This is a genomic window from Paenibacillus sepulcri (genome assembly GCF_042647105.1).
GTDB classification, from domain to species: Bacteria; Bacillota; Bacilli; order Paenibacillales; family Paenibacillaceae; genus Paenibacillus_Z; species Paenibacillus_Z sepulcri.
This window is the reverse complement of record NZ_JBHRUP010000001.1, coordinates 160,271-181,296: the sequence shown is the minus strand read 5'-3', so window position 1 is coordinate 181,296 and position 21,026 is coordinate 160,271. Positions and strand designations below refer to the sequence as shown.

The following is a 21,026-nucleotide window of genomic DNA, read 5'->3' as shown; positions in this document are numbered from 1 at the left end:
GTCAGAGTCGATGTATATAATGGAAGGCAGTGAAGATTCGATGCGTTCTATAATTGAGGAATGGGGAATGAAATGTTATGAATAATCAGAAGCTCATTGCCCAATTCCAAAGTCTTGCACGAAGCACGAAATGGGAGCTAACCAATAAGATTGATCTGCAGTTCAACAATCACCATTCACAAGGGATGGTTCGGATTGGGGACCTCTTCTATCTGTCCTCGGTAGAACTTATTGAAAAGCCCGCTGGATTTGACAAGCCTCGGCTCGGCTACGACCGCACTCCAGGAAAAGGAATCGGTCATCTGTTTGTCTTTGATATACAGGGGAAGCTTGTCCAGGATATTCTTCTTGGGGAGGGGGATATCTATCACCCGGGCGGTATTGATTTTGATGGCGATAAGATTTGGGTGCCAGTTGCCGAATACCGGCCTGACAGCGAGTCCATAGTTTACAAAGTGGATCCCACGACTATGAAAGCAGAAGAGTTCTTTCGAGTCCCAGATCATATCGGGGGGATGGTCCGCGATGGCCAAGACGGAAAGCTTACAGGTAACAGCTGGGGTTCGCGCAAGTTCTATAAATGGGACCAAAATGGACAGCTGCTGCTTGTGAAAGAAAATTCGAGTCACTTTGTTGATTATCAAGATGGTCAATATGCAGGCGAAGGGAAAATGATTTTGAGTGGCATCTCTGAACTGGCCCATTCTTCAAGCGGCAATTCCAAGCCGTACGAGCTGGGCGGATTAGCCCTGATCGAAATGAATACGTTGAATACGATTCATGAGGTGCCCATCACTGAGTTTTCTCCTCAAGGGCATGTGATTACCCGAAATCCGGTATTCCTTGAGAATGCGGGTCAGGAGCTGCGGCTTTATGCCGTGCCGGATGACGATCGCGGATCTCTGCTGATTTATGAAACATGCAATTTGAATAATAAACGATAATTTTTTGCCATTCAGTAATAGATGCAGAAACAAAACAGCCTCTGCTGTCCACTGGATGGCAAAGGCTGTTTCGGGTTGAAGGCTGGGGATCAAATTAAATATTTCTTGAACCAAGATATTTGGATTGGACGCGATACAAAAGGATTTATTCTGAATATGTTAATGAAGCAGTAACCATAACGGAGGCGAATCATTTGTATAAATCGGCATATAGCATGTCCATTCCTTATAAACCTTTAAACTATCCAGCAAGACAGTATTATCAGTACGGAAATATGAGGCAACAGCCGATGTCCTATAAATCGCTGCAAGAAGCTCTTACTCTCATTATGCAGGCTGTCGCAGGCGAAAGAGAAGACGAATTATTTTATGATTATTTGATTTCAGTGGCGCCGTCCCAGGAAGAAAAGGATATTATTCAAAGTATCCGCAACGATGAACGAAAACATAATCAAATGTTTCGGACGATTTATCAGGATCTTACGGGTCAAGCAATAATGGCTCCGACTGATATCATGTTCGAGAAACCAAAATCATACGTAGACGGAATCAGGAAGGCGTTATTTGGAGAGCTTGCGGCAGTTGAACGCTACCGTGATATACGCGCCGGTCTACCGGACCGGTTTTACAGGGATATGGCATTTGAAATATTGACGGATGAACTGAAACATGCAAGCAAGTACAACTATATTTTGAATTTAGATTTGAGCAGGATGATGGGGAAGTAGGATAGTGAGTCTGAATAAACTGGAGATTTACAGCATTTGATGAGACAGCATGCTCCATCGCAGAATAGGGATCGCTCTTGAAAAACACCAAAACGGCGAATAAGGCCAATTTGAATATATGTATAAAGCCCATAATCTGCTGCCAGTAAGGAAGACTACCTTGGCAGCAGATTTTTTACACGTTCGGAACTCAGCCCCACCGGTCAAAAGGCCCTATTCACGGCGCAGGGGAAAATAGGTATTATTGAACGACAGGGCAGTTCAGTTCATCACAATCGGGCTTATGTTATTTCTTTATGTGGTTATTGGGATCTGAATCTAACAGGAGGCACACAAACATGCATATACTCAAGCCGAAAGAAGGAGACTTCAACCCGCACTGGGGCAATTACATCCACGGAGTGCCAGAAGGCGACCTGGCGCAGCTGCTCAAAGACCAAGAGCAGGACCTTGAATCATTATACAGCTCCATCACTGAAGAGCAAAGTTTGTACCGTTACGACGAGGGGAAATGGAGCCTTAAAGAGGTGCTTGGCCATATTAACGACACTGAACGGATTATGAGTTATCGGCTTCTCTGTGTTGCCAGAGGAGACAAGACACCGCTGCCGCGCCATCAGGACTTATTCGTGAACGGCACGAGCTTCGACTGCCGTCCTCACACCGAGCTGATCGCCGATTTTCAAGCCGTGCGGGCAGCTACACTATCACTGGTAAATGGACTGAACGAGGAAGAATTACGCCGTGCCGGGGTGATCAACAATACCACAACCACAGCCGCTGCAATCGTATACTTCATTATCGGGCATGCTCTTCATCACCTGAATGTCATTCGAGAAAAGTACATACCGAGCCTATAATAATTCAACGATAACCCGCATGGAATAACCCGACAAACGATTCAGGTTCTGCAATGTGTCAGTCCTCGGGATGCATTGCTGCGGTGCTCCTGTGTTGATGGCTATGACCAGAAGATTTTGGAGAGGGTACTTAAAAATTATTTCAGGATCTGTCGACTTTGCTGTATGCTGTTCGTCGACTTATATAGAGGCAATAATAAAACCAGTCGAATTGACCAGGGAACCTTGCTGCTTGAAAGTGTGGAGGCGCTCGTTAATTGTACTAGAATGATTGAATGACAAAATCCCCATGTAAAGGAGAATTAAAATGAAATACCTGTGCTTGGGTTACTTCGATCGAGAGAAAATGGATTCCCGCCCCAAGGAGGAGATCGATGCTGTCATGCGCGAATGCGGGTCCCATCTCGAGGAACTCTACAAGAGCGGCCAAGTGATCATCGATGCAGGCCTCGCCCATGAGACCAAAGTCTTGCGACGTGAAAAGGGGAAAGTGAAGGTTACCGACGGTCCTTTTATCGAAACCAAGGAGATGATTGGCAGCGCGTTTCTCATTGAAGCAAGTGACATGGAGGATGCCATCCGGATTGCTTCGCTGCATCCAGCCACGCAAGTAGGTGCGGGCGAGCAATTCGGCTGGCGCATTGAGGTCCGCCCTATCCACTATTTTGAGAAGCGGGAAGGGAAGGACTAGTTTCCGCGAACCTGCAGCTGCAGCTGGAAGACACTCTCGTTCAGGCTCCAAGCGAGCGGCGGCGGGTGCCGGATCTGCAGAATAGACTTCCGCACGACAGGATACGGATACCAAAAAAGAGACTCCGGGTCTCTTTTTTTTAACTTTATTCGAAGAGGGCAGCGCATCCATAATTGGTTGTTTTCGTCTAATTGAAAGGGAATAGCTTCATGCCACTCCTCATCAAGAGCTGAAGGCGTCCGGATTTTGAGGAAAATGTAAAAAACACAAAGTCAGCTTGTCTTGTATTCCGAGTTAGGGTTCCTATAAAGGGTTAAATCTTTCGTTTAAAAATTAATGAACATTCTTTTCGAATATTCCTTTACAGGAATATTCCTGTCGTGGTATATTTATTTCAGCAAAAAACTCCAGTTACTAATGGATGATGACGATGAATGCTGACGTCATGAGAGCCTTGGCAGAGCCACACCGCCTGAAATTTGTTGAGCTTTTACGCGGACGTCCGCTCACTGTAGGGGAAATCGCTGAACAGCTGCACCAGCTTCAAGCATCCAAGCATTTGCGTGTGTTCGGCGAGGCTGGCATCGTGGTGGCTCATGTGGACGCGAATCGCCGGATTTACGGGCTGCGGCCGGATCCTTTTCGGGAGCTGGACGATTGGCTGGAGGGCTGCCGTGTCATGTGGGAGGGGCGGTTCGGCCGCCTGGATGACTATTTGCTGAAGCTGCAGGGCAAGGAAACACGGAGAGAGCAGCAGGACTATTTCGATCAACTATTCTAATCGAGGAGGATGTTAAAATGACAAATCAAATGGTATCCAAGGTAGAGGAAAAGGTGCTTGTTCTGGAGCGTGAATTCAAGGCACCCCGGGAGCTCGTGTTCGAGGCGTTCTCGCAGGCTGAGCATCTGAAGCATTGGTGGGGGCCAAGAGGCTGGTCGCTCCCGGTATGCCATATTGATTTCCGCGTTGGGGGAGTTTGGCATTATTGTATGAAATGCGAGGACAAGAACCAGGGCGAATACTATGGCATGGAATCATGGGGGAAGGGTGTGTATAGTGAAATCATCGTACCTGAGAAGATCGGGTATGTGGATTATTTCTCCGATGCGGAAGGAAACGTGGCGGAAAATATGCCGGCAACGGTCGTAGACATGACCTTTATCGAGACGGATGGCGGGACAAAGATCATTAGCCGTTCTGAATACGCAACGGTTGAAGGACTGCAGCAGGTTCTGGATATGGGCATGCTGGAGGGCATCACGGATACCTGGGACAGACTGGTCGAGCACTTGGAGTCGATTCAGAAGGCCGGTTAAAGGGAAGTGTTTGGCGCAAACGCGAAGCGATCAACAGCAAGGAACGGAGAAAAAGGTCATTCCTCTTAGCGGGAGTGATCTTTTTTTGTCTCTTTGCGGCGCCAGCAAGCAATGGGGCAAAGGAAAAAGCTCTCCCGAGGTCTTAGAGCCTGGCATGTGACCTCACAGCAACTGGAAAGGTTGCTAAATAAATATTGTGTTTTGTTTATATATCGAATACAATAAAAGCGCTTACAATTCCTTGTTTCATTAAACCGGTTTAATGCAGAATACATACTATTATTTTACCTAATGAATACAAATAGACATCTACGAATTAAACCGGTTTAATAAATGGCGGAGGTGAGTTTGCGGAGACTGCATTGAGCCAGCGAGGAAGAAAACAGCAATGGTAACAGCAGGGCCAACGGAATGGAAATGAATAGATTTTTGGAGGGGTTAACTTGAAAAAGCAGAGGTTCCTTATAGTTCTGTTAGTCGTTTTTGCCATTATTGCTGCAGGATGCACAAATAATGCATCGGAACCTGATGTTGTTAAAGAAACCAACGAAACGGCAGTGGTCAAGGATGCACCGGTCGGAACCACGGAATCGGATGCCAAAGAGGCTCCTATGCTGACTGACCTTGTAACCGCAGGCAAACTGCCTGCTTTGGCAGATCGTATGCCAGCTCCGGCAGATATCATGGTTGAGCCTGTTGTTGATGAGATCGGACAATACGGCGGAGATTGGAAAATGGCCTGGATGGGATCCAGTGACAAATGGGCTGTTGGGCAGCCAACCGAAGAAGCGCTGTTCCGCTTCAACAAGGACGGCAGCGGGGTTGAACCTAATGTAGCCAAAAGCTATGAAGTGAACGCAGATTCCACGGAATTTACCATTCACCTCAGGAAAGGCATGAAGTGGTCGGATGGCGTACCATTTACAGCAGATGATGTCCTGTTCTATTGGGAGCATATGCTGACCAAAGAAACCTTCGGCAAAAAAATATATGATGCTTACTACTCGATTGATCCGGTAAGTGGAGAAAAAGCTTTGGCCAAAGTGGAAAAGATTGATGACTTCACGTTCAAGATTACACATAAATATCCAAGCGTCCAGTTCCTTGAGCGAGTTGCGATCGACAATAAGTGGTTCTTTGCACCGGCACATTTCCAGAAGACAATCCTGCCGGAATTTGTAGGCGAAGATAAAGCACTCGAAATCGCCAAACAGTGGGGCTTCGCGGATACGGCATCTTTCCTGAAGGAAACGGGTTATTATTACTGGATTTATCCGCAGATCCCGACACTTCGGGCTTGGGTAGCCAAGAATGATCCCGAGAGTGACCAGTTCGTTATGGAACGCAACCCTTATTATTGGAAAACGGATGTCGACGGTCACCAGCTCCCCTATATGAATAATCTCATCGCGACGAAAATTCAGGATCCCAGTCAAAGAGTGCTCGGCACATTGGCGGGAGATTTCAATCTCTCCACGTTTGGCGCACAGGACTTCACTGTCTTGAAGGAAAATGAGAAGAAGGGTGATTACCGGGTTATTCCATGGCAGCAGCCAGCGTGGTCAACATCGGGAATTCAGTTAAATCAGACGATCGAGGATCCTAACCTGCGAAAGCTGTTCCAGGACATCAAATTTAGGGAAGCGCTTTCTCTCGGGGTAGACCGTACAGAGATCACAGAGATCGTAACTAACGGAATTGCCGACCCGATTCAGGCTTCAGTACCGGAAGGTCTCGTCGGATATCAGGAAGGCTGGGCAGATCAATGGGCTAAATATGATCCAGACCAGGCCAATAAGCTGTTGGATGAGCTCGGATTAACGAAACGGGACAAGGACAATTTCCGGTTATTCCCGGACGGTTCGGATGTGACGATCACGATTATGGATTCCTCTGAAGATTCGGCGAAATACCTGGAGCTGCTCAAGAAGTATTACGAGGAGATGGGGATTAAGACCAATCTTAAGGTTGTCGATCAGGCAACTCTGCAGGAGTTGAAGTATTCGAATCAAGTCCCTGCGAACATAGAAAACATATCTGTTGTTAATGTGGCATTCCGGCCTGATGCGCTAGTACCGCTCCGTGTGCTTACCCCGTGGTATGGCCAATACGGATTGTATACCTCATCGGGCGGCAAAGAGGGAGTTAAGCCGGAAGGCGATGTTGCTTTGCTCCTGGAGGATTGGGATAAGCTTAAGGCAGCCAGTTCAAAAGAGGAAATTACCCAATGGGGTAATGAAATTATTAAATTGCATATGAAAAATCAATGGGTGATCGGTTATGCAGGCCCGACGCCAACGTTGATTGCAGCATCGAACAATATACGCAACATACCGCAATCCATGATATGGGCCGATGAGTTCCGCTCTTTGGGCGCAGGCCATCCTGCACAATTCTATATCAAGCAATAGCAGCCGGATTATACCGTAAAACCGATAATGGGGAAAGATCTCTCCATTATCGGTTTTATTCCAAAGATTTTGAAGGCATTCATATCTCTGAATTGTCAAGGAGAGGATAGGACAAGAGATGCTCCAGTATACTTTGAAAAGAATCGTGTTGACCATACCTGTCGTGATATTGATCTCATTTATCGTTTTCTACATCATTCAGCTTCCGCCCGGCGATTATGTATCCAATTATTCGGCGCAAATGTCCGTTGCGGGCGAAGTGTTTACGCAAGAAGACATGGAGGCTATGCGGGCGGATTTGGGCTTGAACCGTCCGATTTACGAACAATATTTTATTTGGGCTAGAGATATTGTTGTGCATTGGGATTTCGGATACTCCTTCAACTATAACAAGCCCGTTACAGCAGTGATCGAGCAGTACATGGGATTGACGCTGGTCGTCTCACTGGTGACGATGGTTTTTCAATACGCCGTGGCGATTCCAGTCGGCATCTATTGTGCGGTAAAGCAATATTCCAAAGGAGATTATTTCTTCTCGGGCTTAAGTTTTCTGGGAATGGCCACGCCTCACTTCCTGCTCGCCGTTATATTAATGTTCCTTTCCTACACCTGGTTCGGCGATCCGTTGCTCGGTTTATTTTCGGGCGAGTACGTGAATGCGCCATGGTCAATGGACAAGGCAATGGATTTGGCAAAGCATATGATTATCCCCGTAATTGTCATCGGACTATCGGGCACAGCGGACCTTATTCGGGTTATGAGAGGACAAATGCTGGACGAACTGAATAAGCCTAATGTGGTAACGGCCAGGTCCAAGGGGCTGTCGGAGAGGAAAATCCTCTTTAAGTATCCGATGCGCGCAGCTTTAAATCCTATTGTCAGTACGTTCGGCTGGTCATTGACCCACATCTTCACCGGCTCGACAATTACCGCTATCGTATTGAATTTGCCCATACAGGGGCCGGTAATGTTTAATGCCTTACTGGGTCAGGACATGTATTTGGCTGGCAGTTGGTTGTTGTTCATGGCATTGTTAACGGTACTGGGAACTTTGCTGTCGGATATTTTACTGGCATGGCTAGATCCAAAAATTCGTACAGAGTTCAGGGGTAACTAGCCTATGAGAACATTGCCGATTTACAGAAAACAGAAAGTGCATATTTCCAAGCCTCTCGAAAGTAAGGATGTTCAATATAGTTCGCAATGGCGGCTCATGTATTTGAGATTCAAGAAGCATAAATTAGCTCGGATCAGCTTAATTGTTCTGGCTATTCTCTACGCCGGCGCTCTGTTCGCCCAGTTCCTGGCGCCTTACGGGCTGCAAAGCTACGACAGCAAATATGTGAATGCGCCTCCAATGACCCTGCGATTCGTAGATGCGTCTGGTAAATTCCATATTAGACCGTTCGTATATGAATTGAAGTCAGGCAGAGACCCGGAAACGATGCGTAAAATATTCGAGCCGAACAAAGAAAAACGTTATTCGCTCGAGATGTTCGCCAAAGGTGAAAGCTATAAATTTCTCGGATTCATTCCAACAAAAACGCATTTATTCGGAGTGGAACAACCCGGACGAATATTTCTGTTAGGCACCGATGCGCTTGGCAGAGACATGTTCTCCCGAATTTTGCTGGGAAGTCAAGTATCGCTTAGCATCCCTCTCGTAGGGGTTGGTATCAGCTTTATATTGGGATTGATTATCGGCGGCATATCCGGATATTTTGGAGGCGGGCTGGATGCCTTGATTCAACGGATTATCGACATCATACGCTCATTCCCGACTCTTCCGTTATGGATGGCGTTATCCGCTGCTATTCCTCCGCGAATACCGGTGGTCCGTATGTATCTTTACATTGTTATTATATTTGCTTTTATCGAGTGGACCGGTCTGGCAAGGGTCGTGAGAGGCAAGTTCATCTCTATGAAAAATGAAGATTATGTTCTTGCGGCCAAGATTGCAGGCGTTGGCGATGCGAGAATTATAACAAGGCATCTTTTGCCGGGTTTTATCAGTTATTTGGTTGTAGCCACGACGTTGGCGATTCCAGGCATGATTCTTGGCGAGACGGCCATGAGCTTTCTCGGCTTAGGGATTCGCTCTCCGGCTACCAGCTGGGGTGTTCTTCTTCAGGAAGCCCAGCAGATTCAGAATATAGCATTGTATCCATGGAAGCTTATTCCGCTTGGTGCGGTTATCTTAACGGTATTAACCTTTAACTTTCTGGGCGATGGCTTGCGCGATGCCGCGGACCCTTACAAGAAATAATCCAATAAATTGAGGCCATAGCGAGGGGATAATATGACGGCTCAGGCTGCTCAAGCTCAGCAGCCCCTTCTCTCCGTTCAAGACCTTAAAATTCGGATTCAGATGGATAACGGGGAAATGAACGCAGTGGACGGGGTAGACTTTGACATTCAAAAAGGAAAAACGTTAGGCCTTGTAGGCGAGTCCGGTTGTGGGAAAAGTCTGACAAGCAGAGCCATTATCAGCATTAATCCGAAAGAGTGCGAAACGACAGGAAGCATTATGTACCAATCCTCATCCGGGGAGTCGGCAAACCCGCTGAATCTGTTGTCCATGGACCCAAGCGGCAAACAGATTCGTTCAATTCGCGGTCGGAAAATCGCCATGATCTTTCAAGAGCCCATGACGGCTTTCTCACCGATGTATACGATCGGGAATCAGATCATGGAAGCGATCTTAATCCATCGCACCAAGAACAAGAAGGAAGCCAAGAAAATCACGCTCGAAATGCTGAGTAAAGTGGGAATATCGGATCAGGAGAAGCGATTTGACCAATATCCGCATGAATTCTCCGGTGGTATGCGGCAGCGGGCGATGATATCGATGGCCTTATCTTGCAATCCGGAATTATTAATTGCCGATGAGCCAACAACAGCACTGGATGTGACGATTCAGCCCCAGGTGCTGGAATTGATGAAGTCGCTCCAGCAAGAGTTCGGTATGGCCATTCTGCTGGTTACTCATGATCTTGGCATCATTGCGGAAATGTGCGATGAAGTGGCGGTCATGTATCTTGGCAAAATTGTTGAGCAGGCACCCGTAAAGGAAATTTTTCATAATCCTAAACACCCCTATACGAAGGGGTTGCTCAAATCGATGCCAAGATTAGGCGGAAATAAGAGCAAGCGCCTGGACTCAATTGAAGGCTCCGTGCCCATTCCTATCAATATGCCTCCTATGTGCGGATTTTACGATCGCTGCAAGGATCGGATTGAAGGGGTATGCAATGTGCAGGCCGTACCAAAAACCCGTCTATCCGACAAACATATGGTCAGGTGTTTTCTGTATTCGGATCAGCATGAAGGAGAATAGCCATGTCCAAACCAATTCTGGATGTCATTAAGCTGAACAAGGATTTCAAAGTCAGGTCCAAAAAAGCTTTGTTTGCAAAGCCTAAGCCCGTTCGAGTATTAAGCGATATTTCATTTGAGCTCCTCGAAGGCGAAACCTTAAGCATCGTCGGAGAATCGGGCTGCGGAAAAACGACCTTGGGACGGTGCATCGTAAGGGGGATGAATGCCTCATCCGGCGAGGTCATCTATCATACCGAAGGCGGGGAGAGCGTTGATTTTTTAAAGCTGAAGGGTAAAGAATCGAAGAGATTGCGTAGAGATGTTCAAATGATCTTTCAGGATCCTTATTCCTCTCTCAGCCCGCGAATGAGCGTATTCGACATTATTTCCGAGCCGCTGATCGCCAATTTCAAGCTGAATAAATCGGAAGTGGAAGAAAAAGTAGCGGCAATTGCAGAAAAAACCGGCTTAAATATCAGTTACCTGAAACGCTACCCTCATGCCTTCTCCGGCGGACAAAGACAGCGTATCGCCATTGCGAGGGCGCTCATTACCCAACCGAGACTAATTGTGTGCGATGAAGCGGTATCGGCCCTGGACGTTTCAATTCAAGCCCAAATTATAAATCTCTTAAAGGACCTGCAAGAGCAATTTCAAATTACGTATATTTTTATCTCGCATGACTTATCGATCGTTCAGAATATTTCCGACAGGGTAGCAGTGATGCACCTGGGCAAAATTGTAGAATTGGCAACCGTGGATTCATTGTTTGGTCAACCCAAACACCCCTATACGGAAGCGCTCATGTCAGCGGTGCCCCAGCCTGATCCGGATCAGAAGAAAGATAGAATTATATTGGTAGGGGAGGTTCCGAATCCTGCGAATCCGCCAAGCGGATGCCATTTCCACCCAAGATGTGCGTACAAGACCGATAAATGCATGCAGGAGGCACCACAGCTGCGCCTGGTAGGAGACAACCAATATGCGGCTTGTCATTATGCGGAACAACTAAATCTGAGGGGTGCAGCGAATGAACCGGCAGCCGTTGAATAACAGTGAATGTCAATTAGCGTTGGGCTCCATTATGGATGCTGCATTTTTTGAGAGGATGTAACAAGAAATGGCAAAAATCGACGATGTTGCACGTCTAGCCGGTGTCTCAAAGGGAACCGTATCCAATGTTTTCAGCCAAAAGAGACCTACCAGCGAAAAAGTAACGGATAAAGTCCTGGAAGCTTCCAGAGAATTAAATTACGTTCCGAATCATATCGCAAGAAGCCTGGTGACCAAAAAAACAATGGCCATCGGGCTTACGATTCCGCATGGCAACTTCTTTTTCAACACTTTCCATAATCAGTTTATCAATGGAGTTATTTTGGAAGCTTCTCATTACGGGTATAGGGTGCTGCTCGATATGGTCCCGGTAGAGAAGGTGAAAACTCCTTCTTTGGCTAGTTATCCGATTGACGGAGCAATTGTGCTTGGTCCTACAGAAGAGGATGAGCGTATCAATTTGCTGCATCTGAACCAAATCCCATTCGTCACAATCGGTAAAATCTTTAATGCGAATGTCAAGGATGCATCGACCGTAAACAACGATAACTTCCAGATTATCCGTGATATTTGCAGCTATCTGATAGACAAGGGCCACCGCAGCATGATGTTTCTAAATGCCAATGAGCTTATGACCGTTGCCATCGAAAGAAGAGAGGCTTTCATCGAGGTGCTGACAAATCACCAGATCGATTTGCAGGAACATATGATTCACTATAAACCCGCCTTAACTTCAAGCAAATATATGAACTACGGGTACGATGAGACGGTCCATGTGCTGAGCGAATTGAAGGAGCGGGTAACGGCAATTATTGCGGATGATGACCGCACCGCATTCAGTGTTATGAATGCCATCAAGGATTTGGGTCTGAGCGTGCCGGAAGATCTCTCTTTATTTGTTATTTGCGGTGATCTCTCTATGATGCATAAGGCAACGCCTTCATTGACGGGCATGGATTTGCAGTCTTCGGAGCTCGGGGTTCATTCCGTCAGATTGCTTATGCATAAGCTGGGTATCCTTGATGGAGATTTTCCAGAACATATGATCATAAGCAGCAAAATAATTGAGGGTGACTCCTGTTCATCGCTTTGAAGCTTTGGCCTTGGCAAAAGTAAGAAGGTACGCTCTTTTATTGGATATGTCATATTCTTCCTGCAGATCGGTAACACTATGTAAAAACAAGAGTCGGGAGAAGCCTAACTTTGAAACCAATTGTGCCCTTCGAACCTGTAAGGCAAGACACCATACCTGTTGGAGATCCTTGGGTGTACCAAATTAAATGGGATGGAGTGAGAGTGTTAACGTACGCCGACGAAAGCGGGATATTCCTCTATAATAGGCGTTTGAATGAAAGGACGCGCCATTATCCGGAGCTTCACGATGTGCCGTCTTACTGCAAAGCGAATTCATTTATCATGGATGGGGAAATCGTGGCACTCGCCCCGGACGGTAAACCGTCCTTTCATGAAGTCATGCGCAGAGACGGGCTGCGGCGAATGGAACGGGTTCCTCAAGTGCAGAAGGAAGTTCCAATCTACTACATGGTATTCGATCTGCTGTTTCTAAACGGGAATTGGGTGAATGACCTACCGCTTCGAGAGCGGACCGATCTGCTTCATGGCATACTGACCCCCAATCAGACTGTTCAGCCCGTTACCTATCATCCCGACGGCCAGGCGCTATTTCAATTAATGAAGCAGCAGGGGATGGAAGGCATTGTATGCAAAAGGCTCGACAGCCCCTACATGATTGGAGGTAAAACCGCGAATTGGGTCAAGGTTAAGAATTACGGTGACGTCATTGCCGCGATTGGCGGTTTTACCTTGAACGGCGGCATTATCAATGCGATAATTCTGGGGTTATATGACAGGGAAGGACGCTTTTGGTATATAGGCCACACCGGCACCGGACGCCTTAGCAGGGGGGATTGGCGGGATTTGACGGAACGGCTGGCTCCTGATGCGGTAAAGGAGTGTCCTTTTGTCAATACACCGGAACGGCATAAAGACGCAATATGGGTGAAGCCCTCGATCGCCGTTAAAGTGATGTACACCGAATGGCGCCTGCAGGAAGGCCGTTCCCTGCGTCAGCCAAGCATTCAAGCGTTTGTGGACCGGCCGCTTTCGGAATGTGTTTTTCCGGATCAGAGCCTATTCCCATAAATGATAAAGAAGGCAGCGGGTGCCGAATCAATTGGAAATAATTACATTATTTATCGGGGTATAATAGCATTTTGGCGACACATAATAACCTCACATTACAAAGGAGGTTTTAACAATATGAGCCGCAAATCATCTTCAACCAACCAATTGGTCGTTCCTCAAGCAAATGCAGCACTGGATCAAATGAAATACGAAATTGCACAGCAATTCGGAATTCAACTTCAACCGAATGGCTACAACGGACAACTCCTTACCCGTGAAGCGGGTACAATTGGCGGTAACATCACCCGTACACTTGTACAAATTGCTGAGCAGCAATTAGCAGGCCGTTCGTAAGCCTGTTACAGGAGAAAGTATTGAAATTCAGTTCATGAGAAAAAGACCACGGTGATCTTCTGACTACAGAGATCCCGTTGGTCTTTTTTTTTAATTATTAGCCTATTCCAGCGTAAGAATCATGCAATCGTAAAAAATTCCATAGAGCCATAAATTAACCAATACAGGAAATTTCATTGTTAACTATGATGAAGGTAGTTCGAGGCATGTATTCAAATCCAAAAAAAAACGGAAGGAAGGGATCCGGATTTATTGATTTAAAAGCTTAAGTTTACGAAATTAAAGGAGGTTTAAAGATGTTTAAGCCGCAGGTCCTGCTTAAGGCATTAAGCTCCGTTCTTTTATTTGCACTTGTCCTTCCATTTATTAATCTGTCCGGGCTTCCAGCTTCACCGGTTCATGCAGCACCGGCAAACAGCCTGGGACTATTGGATATTGAATTGAACAAGCCGGTTAACGCAGAAGTTGATCTTGATCATGCAACCATTCATATATCATTGCCCTACGGCACCTTATACCAGATGCTGAATGTAACAATGAATCCCGGCGCTTCTGCGGCGCTTTACAGAAGCGATGGAACGACTGCCGTTTCTTTTGCCGCCAGCGGCATGAACAATGGCGATGCAAAAATGGACCAGTTTTCAACAAGCGGAACCACGTTATATTATTTGGCAGTAACCGATAAGAATGACAGCAGCAGCATCCGAAGATATACAATTACGGTCACCGTGGATATGTCTTTGCCTCCAATTACAGGCCCTATGGGATCTAATGACAAATACCTGCCGCTCAATATTCAGGCGCATGAACATGCATGGGATGTTATGGGCGCATCCAAAATTGGCAATGGCAGTACTACGGGTTCTATAGAAGGTCCGGGCACGCCTTCGTCGTACAGCGGGATATCATGGCCGGAGTCAGTCTACGACCGTTCGGGAGACTACCCGATGGCTTCGATTGTTGATGAATCATGGCTGGGAGACAATATGTATTTGCAGACCATTGGCAAAAGTAATGTGGATGCGCTTACAAAGTACGGGATTGCAAATATTCCCGGCGCCGGGAAGCTTAACTCCGATATTTTGCGTTTTCACGAATTTTCGCCTTTTGTTGCCCCGGGAGGCGTGAGCCGGGACGACGGCGATCGCGGCGCAGTCAACAGCGACCGCCAGAGACTGGAGATTAAAAGCAGCACCAGCGCAGCCAATATGGATGCAAATAGTTTTGGCGGCGACATTATGACCCATCACTGGAGGCTGATGCTCCCTTCGGAAACGTTAAGATATCAGAAGGATACCGGTGATAAGCATGCCGGTGATTTTATCGTTCCCCACAGGTTTTGGCACATATTCCAACTGAAAGAAGTAGCAGGCAATGCGGCCGGCCAGCCCGTGGCTACCCTCTCGCTGGTTTCAAGCGGAGGCAAAGGCCAGCTTGAATTCAGGAACAACCCCGATGGCAGCTACGCGGACAGAATCAAGCCGTTGTTCACGATACCCTTTGACAGGGTCGTTGACCGCTGGCTTGATTTTGAAGTAACGATTTTAACAGCCGATAAAGGTTATTTGTACGGCAAGCTTGTCGATCTGGAGACTGGCGAGGTGCTTTTCGAAGGCGGTATGACAGCCGAAACATACAGACGCCCTGAAATAAACAATCCGGCTACCGGCAGAGACGAAAGAGGTGATCTGCCTGTAGAGCCGGGTCAACAGAACCGCTCCAAATGGGGTCTTTACAGGGGGATGTACAATGGTCCGGGAGATGCGGCTTTTGCAGATGAATTCCAGTCTGCAACCATGTATTTGGCAGATGTGCACTTAATCAAAAGGGATGAAAACAGCTATATATTTCCCGATGGCTGGAATCCCAATGTGCAGCCTAAGGATATGGCAGCGTGGGCAAGGCCGCAAGAGATTACAGCTTCCAAAGGTACTCCGTTCAGCCAATTGCTGCTGCCTGCACAGCTTGATGTCACTTTGAGCACCGGCAAGACAGAGAAGGTGAACGTATCATGGAGCCCGGAAGGCTACAATCCCGATAACATGGGGACCTATAAGATTTTTGGCGAATTTGCCAGTCCGGGTATTACGAACACCAAAAACATCAAGCCCTATATTGTAGTTTCGCTGACAGATTCATCTTCTGTTGCGATAATCCCGGTTTCGACCGCCAGTTATACCGTCAACCCCGGCGGACCGTCGATCAATACGGCGGCAGGCGGTAATACGCCTACAGGAAGGTATTTGCAGACCTCCTCGACCCCCGTGGCCGGCGATTGGGTTGAAGTAACCGTTGATGTTCCCGAGACTGGAAACTATGATATCGAATTTGGCTACAAGTCGAACAACAATAGAGGAATCGCCCAGCTGTATGTGGATGGGGTTTCCCAGGGCAGCCCCGTAGACGAGTATCATCCCGCTCAAACTTTTCCGGCGGCTGATATGGGCAGCAGCATTCTCGAAGCCGGCAGCCATAAGTTCCGGTTTGTGGTGACCGGGAAGAATGCCGGCAGCTCCGGCTATCATCTTACCTTCGATTATATCAAGCTGGCGCGAAAGGATGCGGCTCCGCCGGAGACGGAGGCACGGATCGAACCGGCGCCGCGGAACGGATGGTTGAACACGGATGCGTCCGTCGCACTGACAGCCCAAGGCGAGCCCTCCGGTATTGCGAAAACGGAATATAGGCTGGAAGATAACGCGCAATGGCAAACCTATACCGGACCGGTCGCTTTCACGAAAGACGGGGTTTACCCGCTGCAATTCCGTTCTGTCGACGCTTCAGGCCGGACCGAGCAGACGCAGGAGCTGACCGTCCGGATAGACAAGACGAAACCGGTCTTGGCAATGACGGCAAATGGGGAGCCGCTTGCTGATGGCGCAGCCTTCTCCGACGACCGCCCGCTTGCGCTGCTCTTGAATGCAAGCGATGCCCTGTCCGGCATAACGAGCCAGGAACTCATCCTGGATGGAATTCATGTGGAAAATGGCGCTTCCGTTGATTTGGCTGGAAAGCTTGGCCCCCATACCCTGAAGACCGTGGTCACCGACCTGGCCGGCAATACGGCGGATGAGTCTGCCGGTTTTACAATTGCCGTCACCCCCGAAGGGGTATCCAGCTTGATTGACCGCTATGCCAAAGCCGGAGAATTGACGGGAGCGCTGGTTAACCAGCTCCGCAGCAGCCTGAACCAGGCACGGCATCAATTGGACAAAGGCGACAATGACAAAGCGGCCAAACATATGCGGGATTTCCTGAAGCATCTGAACAATAAGCCGATGGCGGGTAACGTCTCCGATGCCGCGAAGCTCGTCCTCACGGCTGATGCAAACGCCTTGATCACAGCCTGGTCCGTGAAATAACAAATAAGTATTCATATACAAATTTCTATGAGATCCGAGGAGGTTTAAGGATGATCAAGCAGCAGGTTCTAAAAAAGGCATTCAGCACAGTTCTTATAGCAGCGCTTTTACTTTCACTTGTCGGTCTATCCGCTCTTCCTGTGCCAACCGTTCATGCCGTTTCGACTGGCGATGAGTCATGGAAGCCGGCAGTAACGGATACGGTTTATCCTCCAGCAGCAGCAGGTTCTGTCAATCTGCTGGACCCAACCCGTTTCTCGCCGCAGGCAGGCGTGAATCTCAAGGCAAGCTCGGAAGCGCCCGATCATCCGGGTGTAGACGCCTTACGGTCGGGCGGCAGCGGATATTGGCGCAATTCAAGCCCGAATGTATATATGAGCGGCTTTTCTCCATCATCATTGGCATTATCCCTTGATTTGGGCGCTCCAAAAACAATTGATAAGCTGTACCTCGAAATACCCAACACGATCTCGAATATCCAAAGCAATGCGAGAAGATTCGAGATCTATTACTCCAATGATTCCAATTCCTGGGCAACTGCGCCTGCGGCATCCGATTCGGCATCCGATTACGACTGGAAGTCGAACGGCTGGACACTGGCCGGAGGTACGGAAACGGAAGGCTTGTGGTCTTATGTAACGTACAACGGCCAACAATGGGGTTATGATACCAAGACGTTCCTGTATCCGTTTACAGCCCGGTACGTGATGATAAACATGATTCTGGTCGGCCCCGGCGACAGGCGAGCGGATGATAACCATTCCATGATGGGCTTGTCCGGATTGGCTGTTTACGGCAAAGATCCGGTATCCAACGCGACTGAACTGGCGCCGGCCAAGGGTACCTACAGCACCTGGGATCAAGCCGAGCCTGTATCGGTGGATATAAGCCTTGCCAGCGGGCAGACGCTCGCGGGCATTAGCAAAGGCGCTGCTGCGCTTCGTCCGGATTTAGATTACTCGCTATCAGGAAATACGGTTACATTTGCACCTGCATACCTTGCCAAGCTGCCTCTGGGCACAAACGAATTTATGCTTCGTTTCAACAGCGGCGACCCGTCCATATTTGCACTGGACGTGACGGCACGCGGCTATGGCGGGAATGACAAGACAATCAGGATGAATGCCATTGAAGGCGTATCTCCTTATAACATCCTGGGCGGCGCAATGGGTACCGATGAACCGGTAGAAGGCGTGACTAAACGGATAAGAGACGCGTACCACGAGTTTTACGGCGATCAGCCCCAGGCGGCTGCGGCCGACGACCATATCAAGAGCGTTTGGGACAGCACACTGCAGAAGGATGTATTCGAGATCACTGCCAACGGCAGAGGCTTGAATAATGAATTCATGGATAAGGTTCGCGACGGCGAGTACGGCCACAAGGGGGTTTTTGACCGGAATTTGGGCTACGTGGTTGGCGGGGCGGCCATTACGGACAGGCAAAGAATCGAAATTCGCCCAAGCGAGGACTCAACCGGCGACTTTACAGCCTACGAGGGCGACCAGGTTTCCTACGAATGGCTCTGGAATATACCGGACGGCGACCAGTGGAATCAGCCGAACTTCAGGCATATCTTTCAGTTGAAGGCTGTGAATGCACAAGGGGCAGATACACTGCCTGGGGGCAACAGCGGCGGTGAAAACGGCGCATATATCATTGCGATGTCCATTTCCGGAACAACCAGCAGAGATCTTGTTGTCAATCATAACCGGTATGACGGGGATAAGAACTTGATGAGAATTCCGTTAAAGGAAATCGACGGCCACTGGATCAAGGTAGAGCTTAACGCGCTTATTTCGGATTCCGGCTGGCTCACCATCAGGATCACGGATATGGTAACCGGCAAGGTATACACGTTTGACAGCCCGGATGTTTATCAGATGTTCTCCAATCAAGGCGCAAGCGACGGTGTCAAGGACCTGTGGAGAAGACCGGAAAGAAGCGGCGGCTTCGAGACAGAGTATCCCGCTGTTTTCGATCAATACCTGCGCCCCAAGTGGGGCATTTACCGCAGTTCTGCGGGCGGCACCAATTCCGCATATGACGCCAGGCTTCAACTTGCCGACATCACCATAAGCAAGGTGGCGACCGGAATATCGTCCGTAAATCTGGCCCTTCATAAAAAAGCGTATAACGCAGGTAGGACAGAAGGCGCCAACCCGATTCAGCTGCAATCCGCTGCGGTGAATGAATTCGGCAATGCGAACAAACTGACGAGCGGCGTGCTGGAGGATCCGACAAAATGGAATGTAACGAACGTTACCAGTCTGGATCAAATTGGGCAGTATTCCTGGCTGGGTACGGACGGAGAGAGGAAAGGCAGCTTCGTACTGGACCTTGGCCAGGCAATGGATTTCAGCCAAATAAGGCTGTTTGCGAAGTCCACCCGGCTAAAAGGCGTAACCGTTTATGTATCCGATGATTTCGGAAACCATACATCGGCAGCCGATTTTGACGAAGTGACATTTAAACAAGTGGATAAACGAACAGACCAAGGCTTTACGTATGCGACCGGAAACGATAATGGCGGTACCGATTCAGAAGATAGCTCGCATCCGATAGATCTAGGCAAGACCTATCATTCAAGATATGTCAAAGTAACGGTTGAGAACGCATCCGGCGGCAATACAGGCACGGATCTGACAGGGCCTCCGCGCCTTACGCAGGTTCAGGTTTTCAATGCGCCGACTCCTCCGCAGAATCTGATGGTTGAAGCCAGCGGTCCGGTAAAAACTCTGAAGTGGGATTCCAATCATTCAAGCGAGGGCTACATTGTTTATGATGGCACAGCGGTACTTACCGAATTACCGGCGGGCGCAGCAAGCTATACGCTGCCGGGCGGCATGACCGATATATCCAAAGTCGCCGTAAGGTCGAAGGGAACAGATCCGTACTCCCGCAAGTTTATGATTTCGGCTCCGGCCTTTCCGGAAGAATTGAAGGACACGGCTTCGCCGGAGACAGAAGCGAAGATCGAACCAGCTCCGCGGAATGGCTGGCTGAACACGGCTGCCTCTGCCGCATTGACGGCTCATGACGATCTCTCCGGCATAGCGAGAACGGAATATAAATCGGATGATGCTGCGGAGTGGGAAACCTATACCGGACCGGTTACCTTCACGAATGACGGTGTATACCGGATCCAGTTCCGCTCAATTGACTCTGCAGGCAACATCGAGCAAGCGAAGGAGCTTACCGTCCGTATTGACAAGACGAGGCCTGTTTTTGAGCTTGCGGCTAACGGTAAACCGCTTGCTGGAGGCGCTGTCTTCTCCGACGCCCGTCCGATTGCGCTCCAGTTGAACGCAAGCGATGCGCTCTCCGGCATAGCGAACCAGGAAATCATCCTGGACGGAATGCATTTGAAGAACGGCGCTTCCGTAGATTTGGCCGGCAAGCTTGGCCTGCATACCCTGAAGATCGTCATCACCGACCTGGCGGGCAATACGACGGATGAGTCTGTCCGCTTTACAATTAAAGCCACCCTTGAAGGGATATCCAGCTTGATTGACCGTTATGTCAAGGCAGGCGAATTGAAGAAACCGCTGGTTGACCAGCTGCGCAGCAGCCTGAAGCAGGCGCAGCATCAATTGGACAAAGGCGACAGAGGCAAAGCGGTCAAGCATATGCAGGATTTCCTGAAGCATCTGGATAACAAACTGGTGGCGGATAAAATCTCCAAAGCCGCGAAGTCCGTCCTCAAGGCTGATGCGGCCGCCTTGATCAAAGCCTGGTCCGGAAAATAAAGAACAGCCTGGAAATTATTTAACCAAACCAAACAACCCTATGCGAGTGAGTGCTTCATAGGGTTGTTTTGCTGTGCTGCCCTCCTCTGGATGA

At 48.5% G+C, this 21,026-nt stretch carries 16 protein-coding genes; all 16 read left to right on the top strand.

Features of this window, described 5'->3' with window-relative positions; translation table 11 throughout:
- Positions 1 to 77: 77 nt before the first annotated feature.
- The gene (locus tag ACFOLF_RS00795; protein WP_210040858.1) at positions 78 to 944 is read left to right on the top strand and encodes a DUF6454 family protein; all 867 of its coding nucleotides are present in this window, start codon (positions 78 to 80) and stop codon (positions 942 to 944) included.
- Between the two features lie 194 nt (positions 945 to 1,138).
- A complete protein-coding gene (locus tag ACFOLF_RS00790) occupies positions 1,139 to 1,672 on the top strand; it encodes a ferritin-like domain-containing protein (RefSeq protein WP_379113817.1) in 534 nt (177 codons plus the stop codon).
- 338 nt (positions 1,673 to 2,010) lie between these two features.
- Positions 2,011 to 2,532: a DinB family protein gene (locus ACFOLF_RS00785; protein WP_210040860.1), complete on the top strand. Its 522-nt coding sequence runs from the start codon at positions 2,011 to 2,013 to the stop codon at positions 2,530 to 2,532.
- A 307-nt stretch (positions 2,533 to 2,839) separates the two neighbouring features.
- Positions 2,840 to 3,223: a YciI family protein gene (locus tag ACFOLF_RS00780; RefSeq protein ID WP_210040862.1), complete on the top strand. Its 384-nt coding sequence runs from the start codon at positions 2,840 to 2,842 to the stop codon at positions 3,221 to 3,223.
- Between the two features lie 430 nt (positions 3,224 to 3,653).
- Complete coding sequence (locus tag ACFOLF_RS00775; protein WP_210040864.1) at positions 3,654 to 4,004, top strand: ArsR/SmtB family transcription factor; 351 nt, start codon at positions 3,654 to 3,656, stop codon at positions 4,002 to 4,004.
- A 17-nt stretch (positions 4,005 to 4,021) separates the two neighbouring features.
- Positions 4,022 to 4,540 carry an SRPBCC domain-containing protein gene (locus ACFOLF_RS00770; protein ID WP_210040866.1) on the top strand — a complete coding sequence of 173 codons (519 nt, stop codon included), beginning with the start codon at positions 4,022 to 4,024 and terminating at the stop codon, positions 4,538 to 4,540.
- A 443-nt stretch (positions 4,541 to 4,983) separates the two neighbouring features.
- Complete coding sequence (locus ACFOLF_RS00765; protein WP_210040868.1) at positions 4,984 to 6,951, top strand: ABC transporter substrate-binding protein; 1,968 nt, start codon at positions 4,984 to 4,986, stop codon at positions 6,949 to 6,951.
- Between the two features lie 118 nt (positions 6,952 to 7,069).
- Entirely contained in the window at positions 7,070 to 8,068 is a 999-nt protein-coding gene (locus ACFOLF_RS00760; RefSeq protein ID WP_210040870.1) for an ABC transporter permease, read from the top strand.
- Positions 8,069 to 8,071: 3 nt separating this feature from the next.
- Entirely contained in the window at positions 8,072 to 9,217 is a 1,146-nt protein-coding gene (locus ACFOLF_RS00755; protein WP_210040872.1) for an ABC transporter permease, read from the top strand.
- Between the two features lie 33 nt (positions 9,218 to 9,250).
- A complete protein-coding gene (locus ACFOLF_RS00750; RefSeq protein ID WP_210040874.1) occupies positions 9,251 to 10,288 on the top strand; it encodes an ABC transporter ATP-binding protein in 1,038 nt (345 codons plus the stop codon).
- Between the two features lie 2 nt (positions 10,289 to 10,290).
- Positions 10,291 to 11,322, top strand: a complete 1,032-nt coding sequence (locus ACFOLF_RS00745) for an ABC transporter ATP-binding protein (RefSeq protein ID WP_210040877.1) — start codon at positions 10,291 to 10,293, stop codon at positions 11,320 to 11,322.
- A 67-nt stretch (positions 11,323 to 11,389) separates the two neighbouring features.
- A complete protein-coding gene (locus tag ACFOLF_RS00740) occupies positions 11,390 to 12,415 on the top strand; it encodes a LacI family DNA-binding transcriptional regulator (protein ID WP_210040879.1) in 1,026 nt (341 codons plus the stop codon).
- 110 nt (positions 12,416 to 12,525) lie between these two features.
- Entirely contained in the window at positions 12,526 to 13,485 is a 960-nt protein-coding gene (locus ACFOLF_RS00735; protein WP_210040881.1) for an ATP-dependent DNA ligase, read from the top strand.
- 117 nt (positions 13,486 to 13,602) lie between these two features.
- Positions 13,603 to 13,821 (top strand): small, acid-soluble spore protein, alpha/beta type, encoded by a 219-nt coding sequence (locus ACFOLF_RS00730; RefSeq protein WP_210040882.1) that lies wholly within the window; start codon positions 13,603 to 13,605, stop codon positions 13,819 to 13,821.
- 296 nt (positions 13,822 to 14,117) lie between these two features.
- Entirely contained in the window at positions 14,118 to 17,183 is a 3,066-nt protein-coding gene (locus ACFOLF_RS00725) for an FIMAH domain-containing protein (RefSeq protein WP_210040884.1), read from the top strand.
- 50 nt (positions 17,184 to 17,233) lie between these two features.
- Complete coding sequence (locus ACFOLF_RS00720; protein WP_210040886.1) at positions 17,234 to 20,932, top strand: OmpL47-type beta-barrel domain-containing protein; 3,699 nt, start codon at positions 17,234 to 17,236, stop codon at positions 20,930 to 20,932.
- Positions 20,933 to 21,026: the final 94 nt, after the last annotated feature.

Excerpts from the sequence above, each read along its gene's own strand:
- ACFOLF_RS00795 (WP_210040858.1), top strand. The coding sequence starts at position 78 with ATGAATAATCAGAAGCTCATTGCCCAATTCCAAAGTCTTGCACGAAGC.
- ACFOLF_RS00785 (WP_210040860.1), top strand. The coding sequence starts at position 2,011 with ATGCATATACTCAAGCCGAAAGAAGGAGACTTCAACCCGCACTGGGGC.
- ACFOLF_RS00780 (WP_210040862.1), top strand. The coding sequence starts at position 2,840 with ATGAAATACCTGTGCTTGGGTTACTTCGATCGAGAGAAAATGGATTCC.
- ACFOLF_RS00775 (WP_210040864.1), top strand. The coding sequence starts at position 3,654 with ATGAATGCTGACGTCATGAGAGCCTTGGCAGAGCCACACCGCCTGAAA.
- ACFOLF_RS00770 (WP_210040866.1), top strand. The coding sequence starts at position 4,022 with ATGACAAATCAAATGGTATCCAAGGTAGAGGAAAAGGTGCTTGTTCTG.
- ACFOLF_RS00760 (WP_210040870.1), top strand. The coding sequence starts at position 7,070 with ATGCTCCAGTATACTTTGAAAAGAATCGTGTTGACCATACCTGTCGTG.
- ACFOLF_RS00755 (WP_210040872.1), top strand. The coding sequence starts at position 8,072 with ATGAGAACATTGCCGATTTACAGAAAACAGAAAGTGCATATTTCCAAG.
- ACFOLF_RS00750 (WP_210040874.1), top strand. The coding sequence starts at position 9,251 with ATGACGGCTCAGGCTGCTCAAGCTCAGCAGCCCCTTCTCTCCGTTCAA.
- ACFOLF_RS00745 (WP_210040877.1), top strand. The coding sequence starts at position 10,291 with ATGTCCAAACCAATTCTGGATGTCATTAAGCTGAACAAGGATTTCAAA.
- ACFOLF_RS00740 (WP_210040879.1), top strand. The coding sequence starts at position 11,390 with ATGGCAAAAATCGACGATGTTGCACGTCTAGCCGGTGTCTCAAAGGGA.
- ACFOLF_RS00730 (WP_210040882.1), top strand. The coding sequence starts at position 13,603 with ATGAGCCGCAAATCATCTTCAACCAACCAATTGGTCGTTCCTCAAGCA.
- ACFOLF_RS00725 (WP_210040884.1), top strand. The coding sequence starts at position 14,118 with ATGTTTAAGCCGCAGGTCCTGCTTAAGGCATTAAGCTCCGTTCTTTTA.
- ACFOLF_RS00720 (WP_210040886.1), top strand. The coding sequence starts at position 17,234 with ATGATCAAGCAGCAGGTTCTAAAAAAGGCATTCAGCACAGTTCTTATA.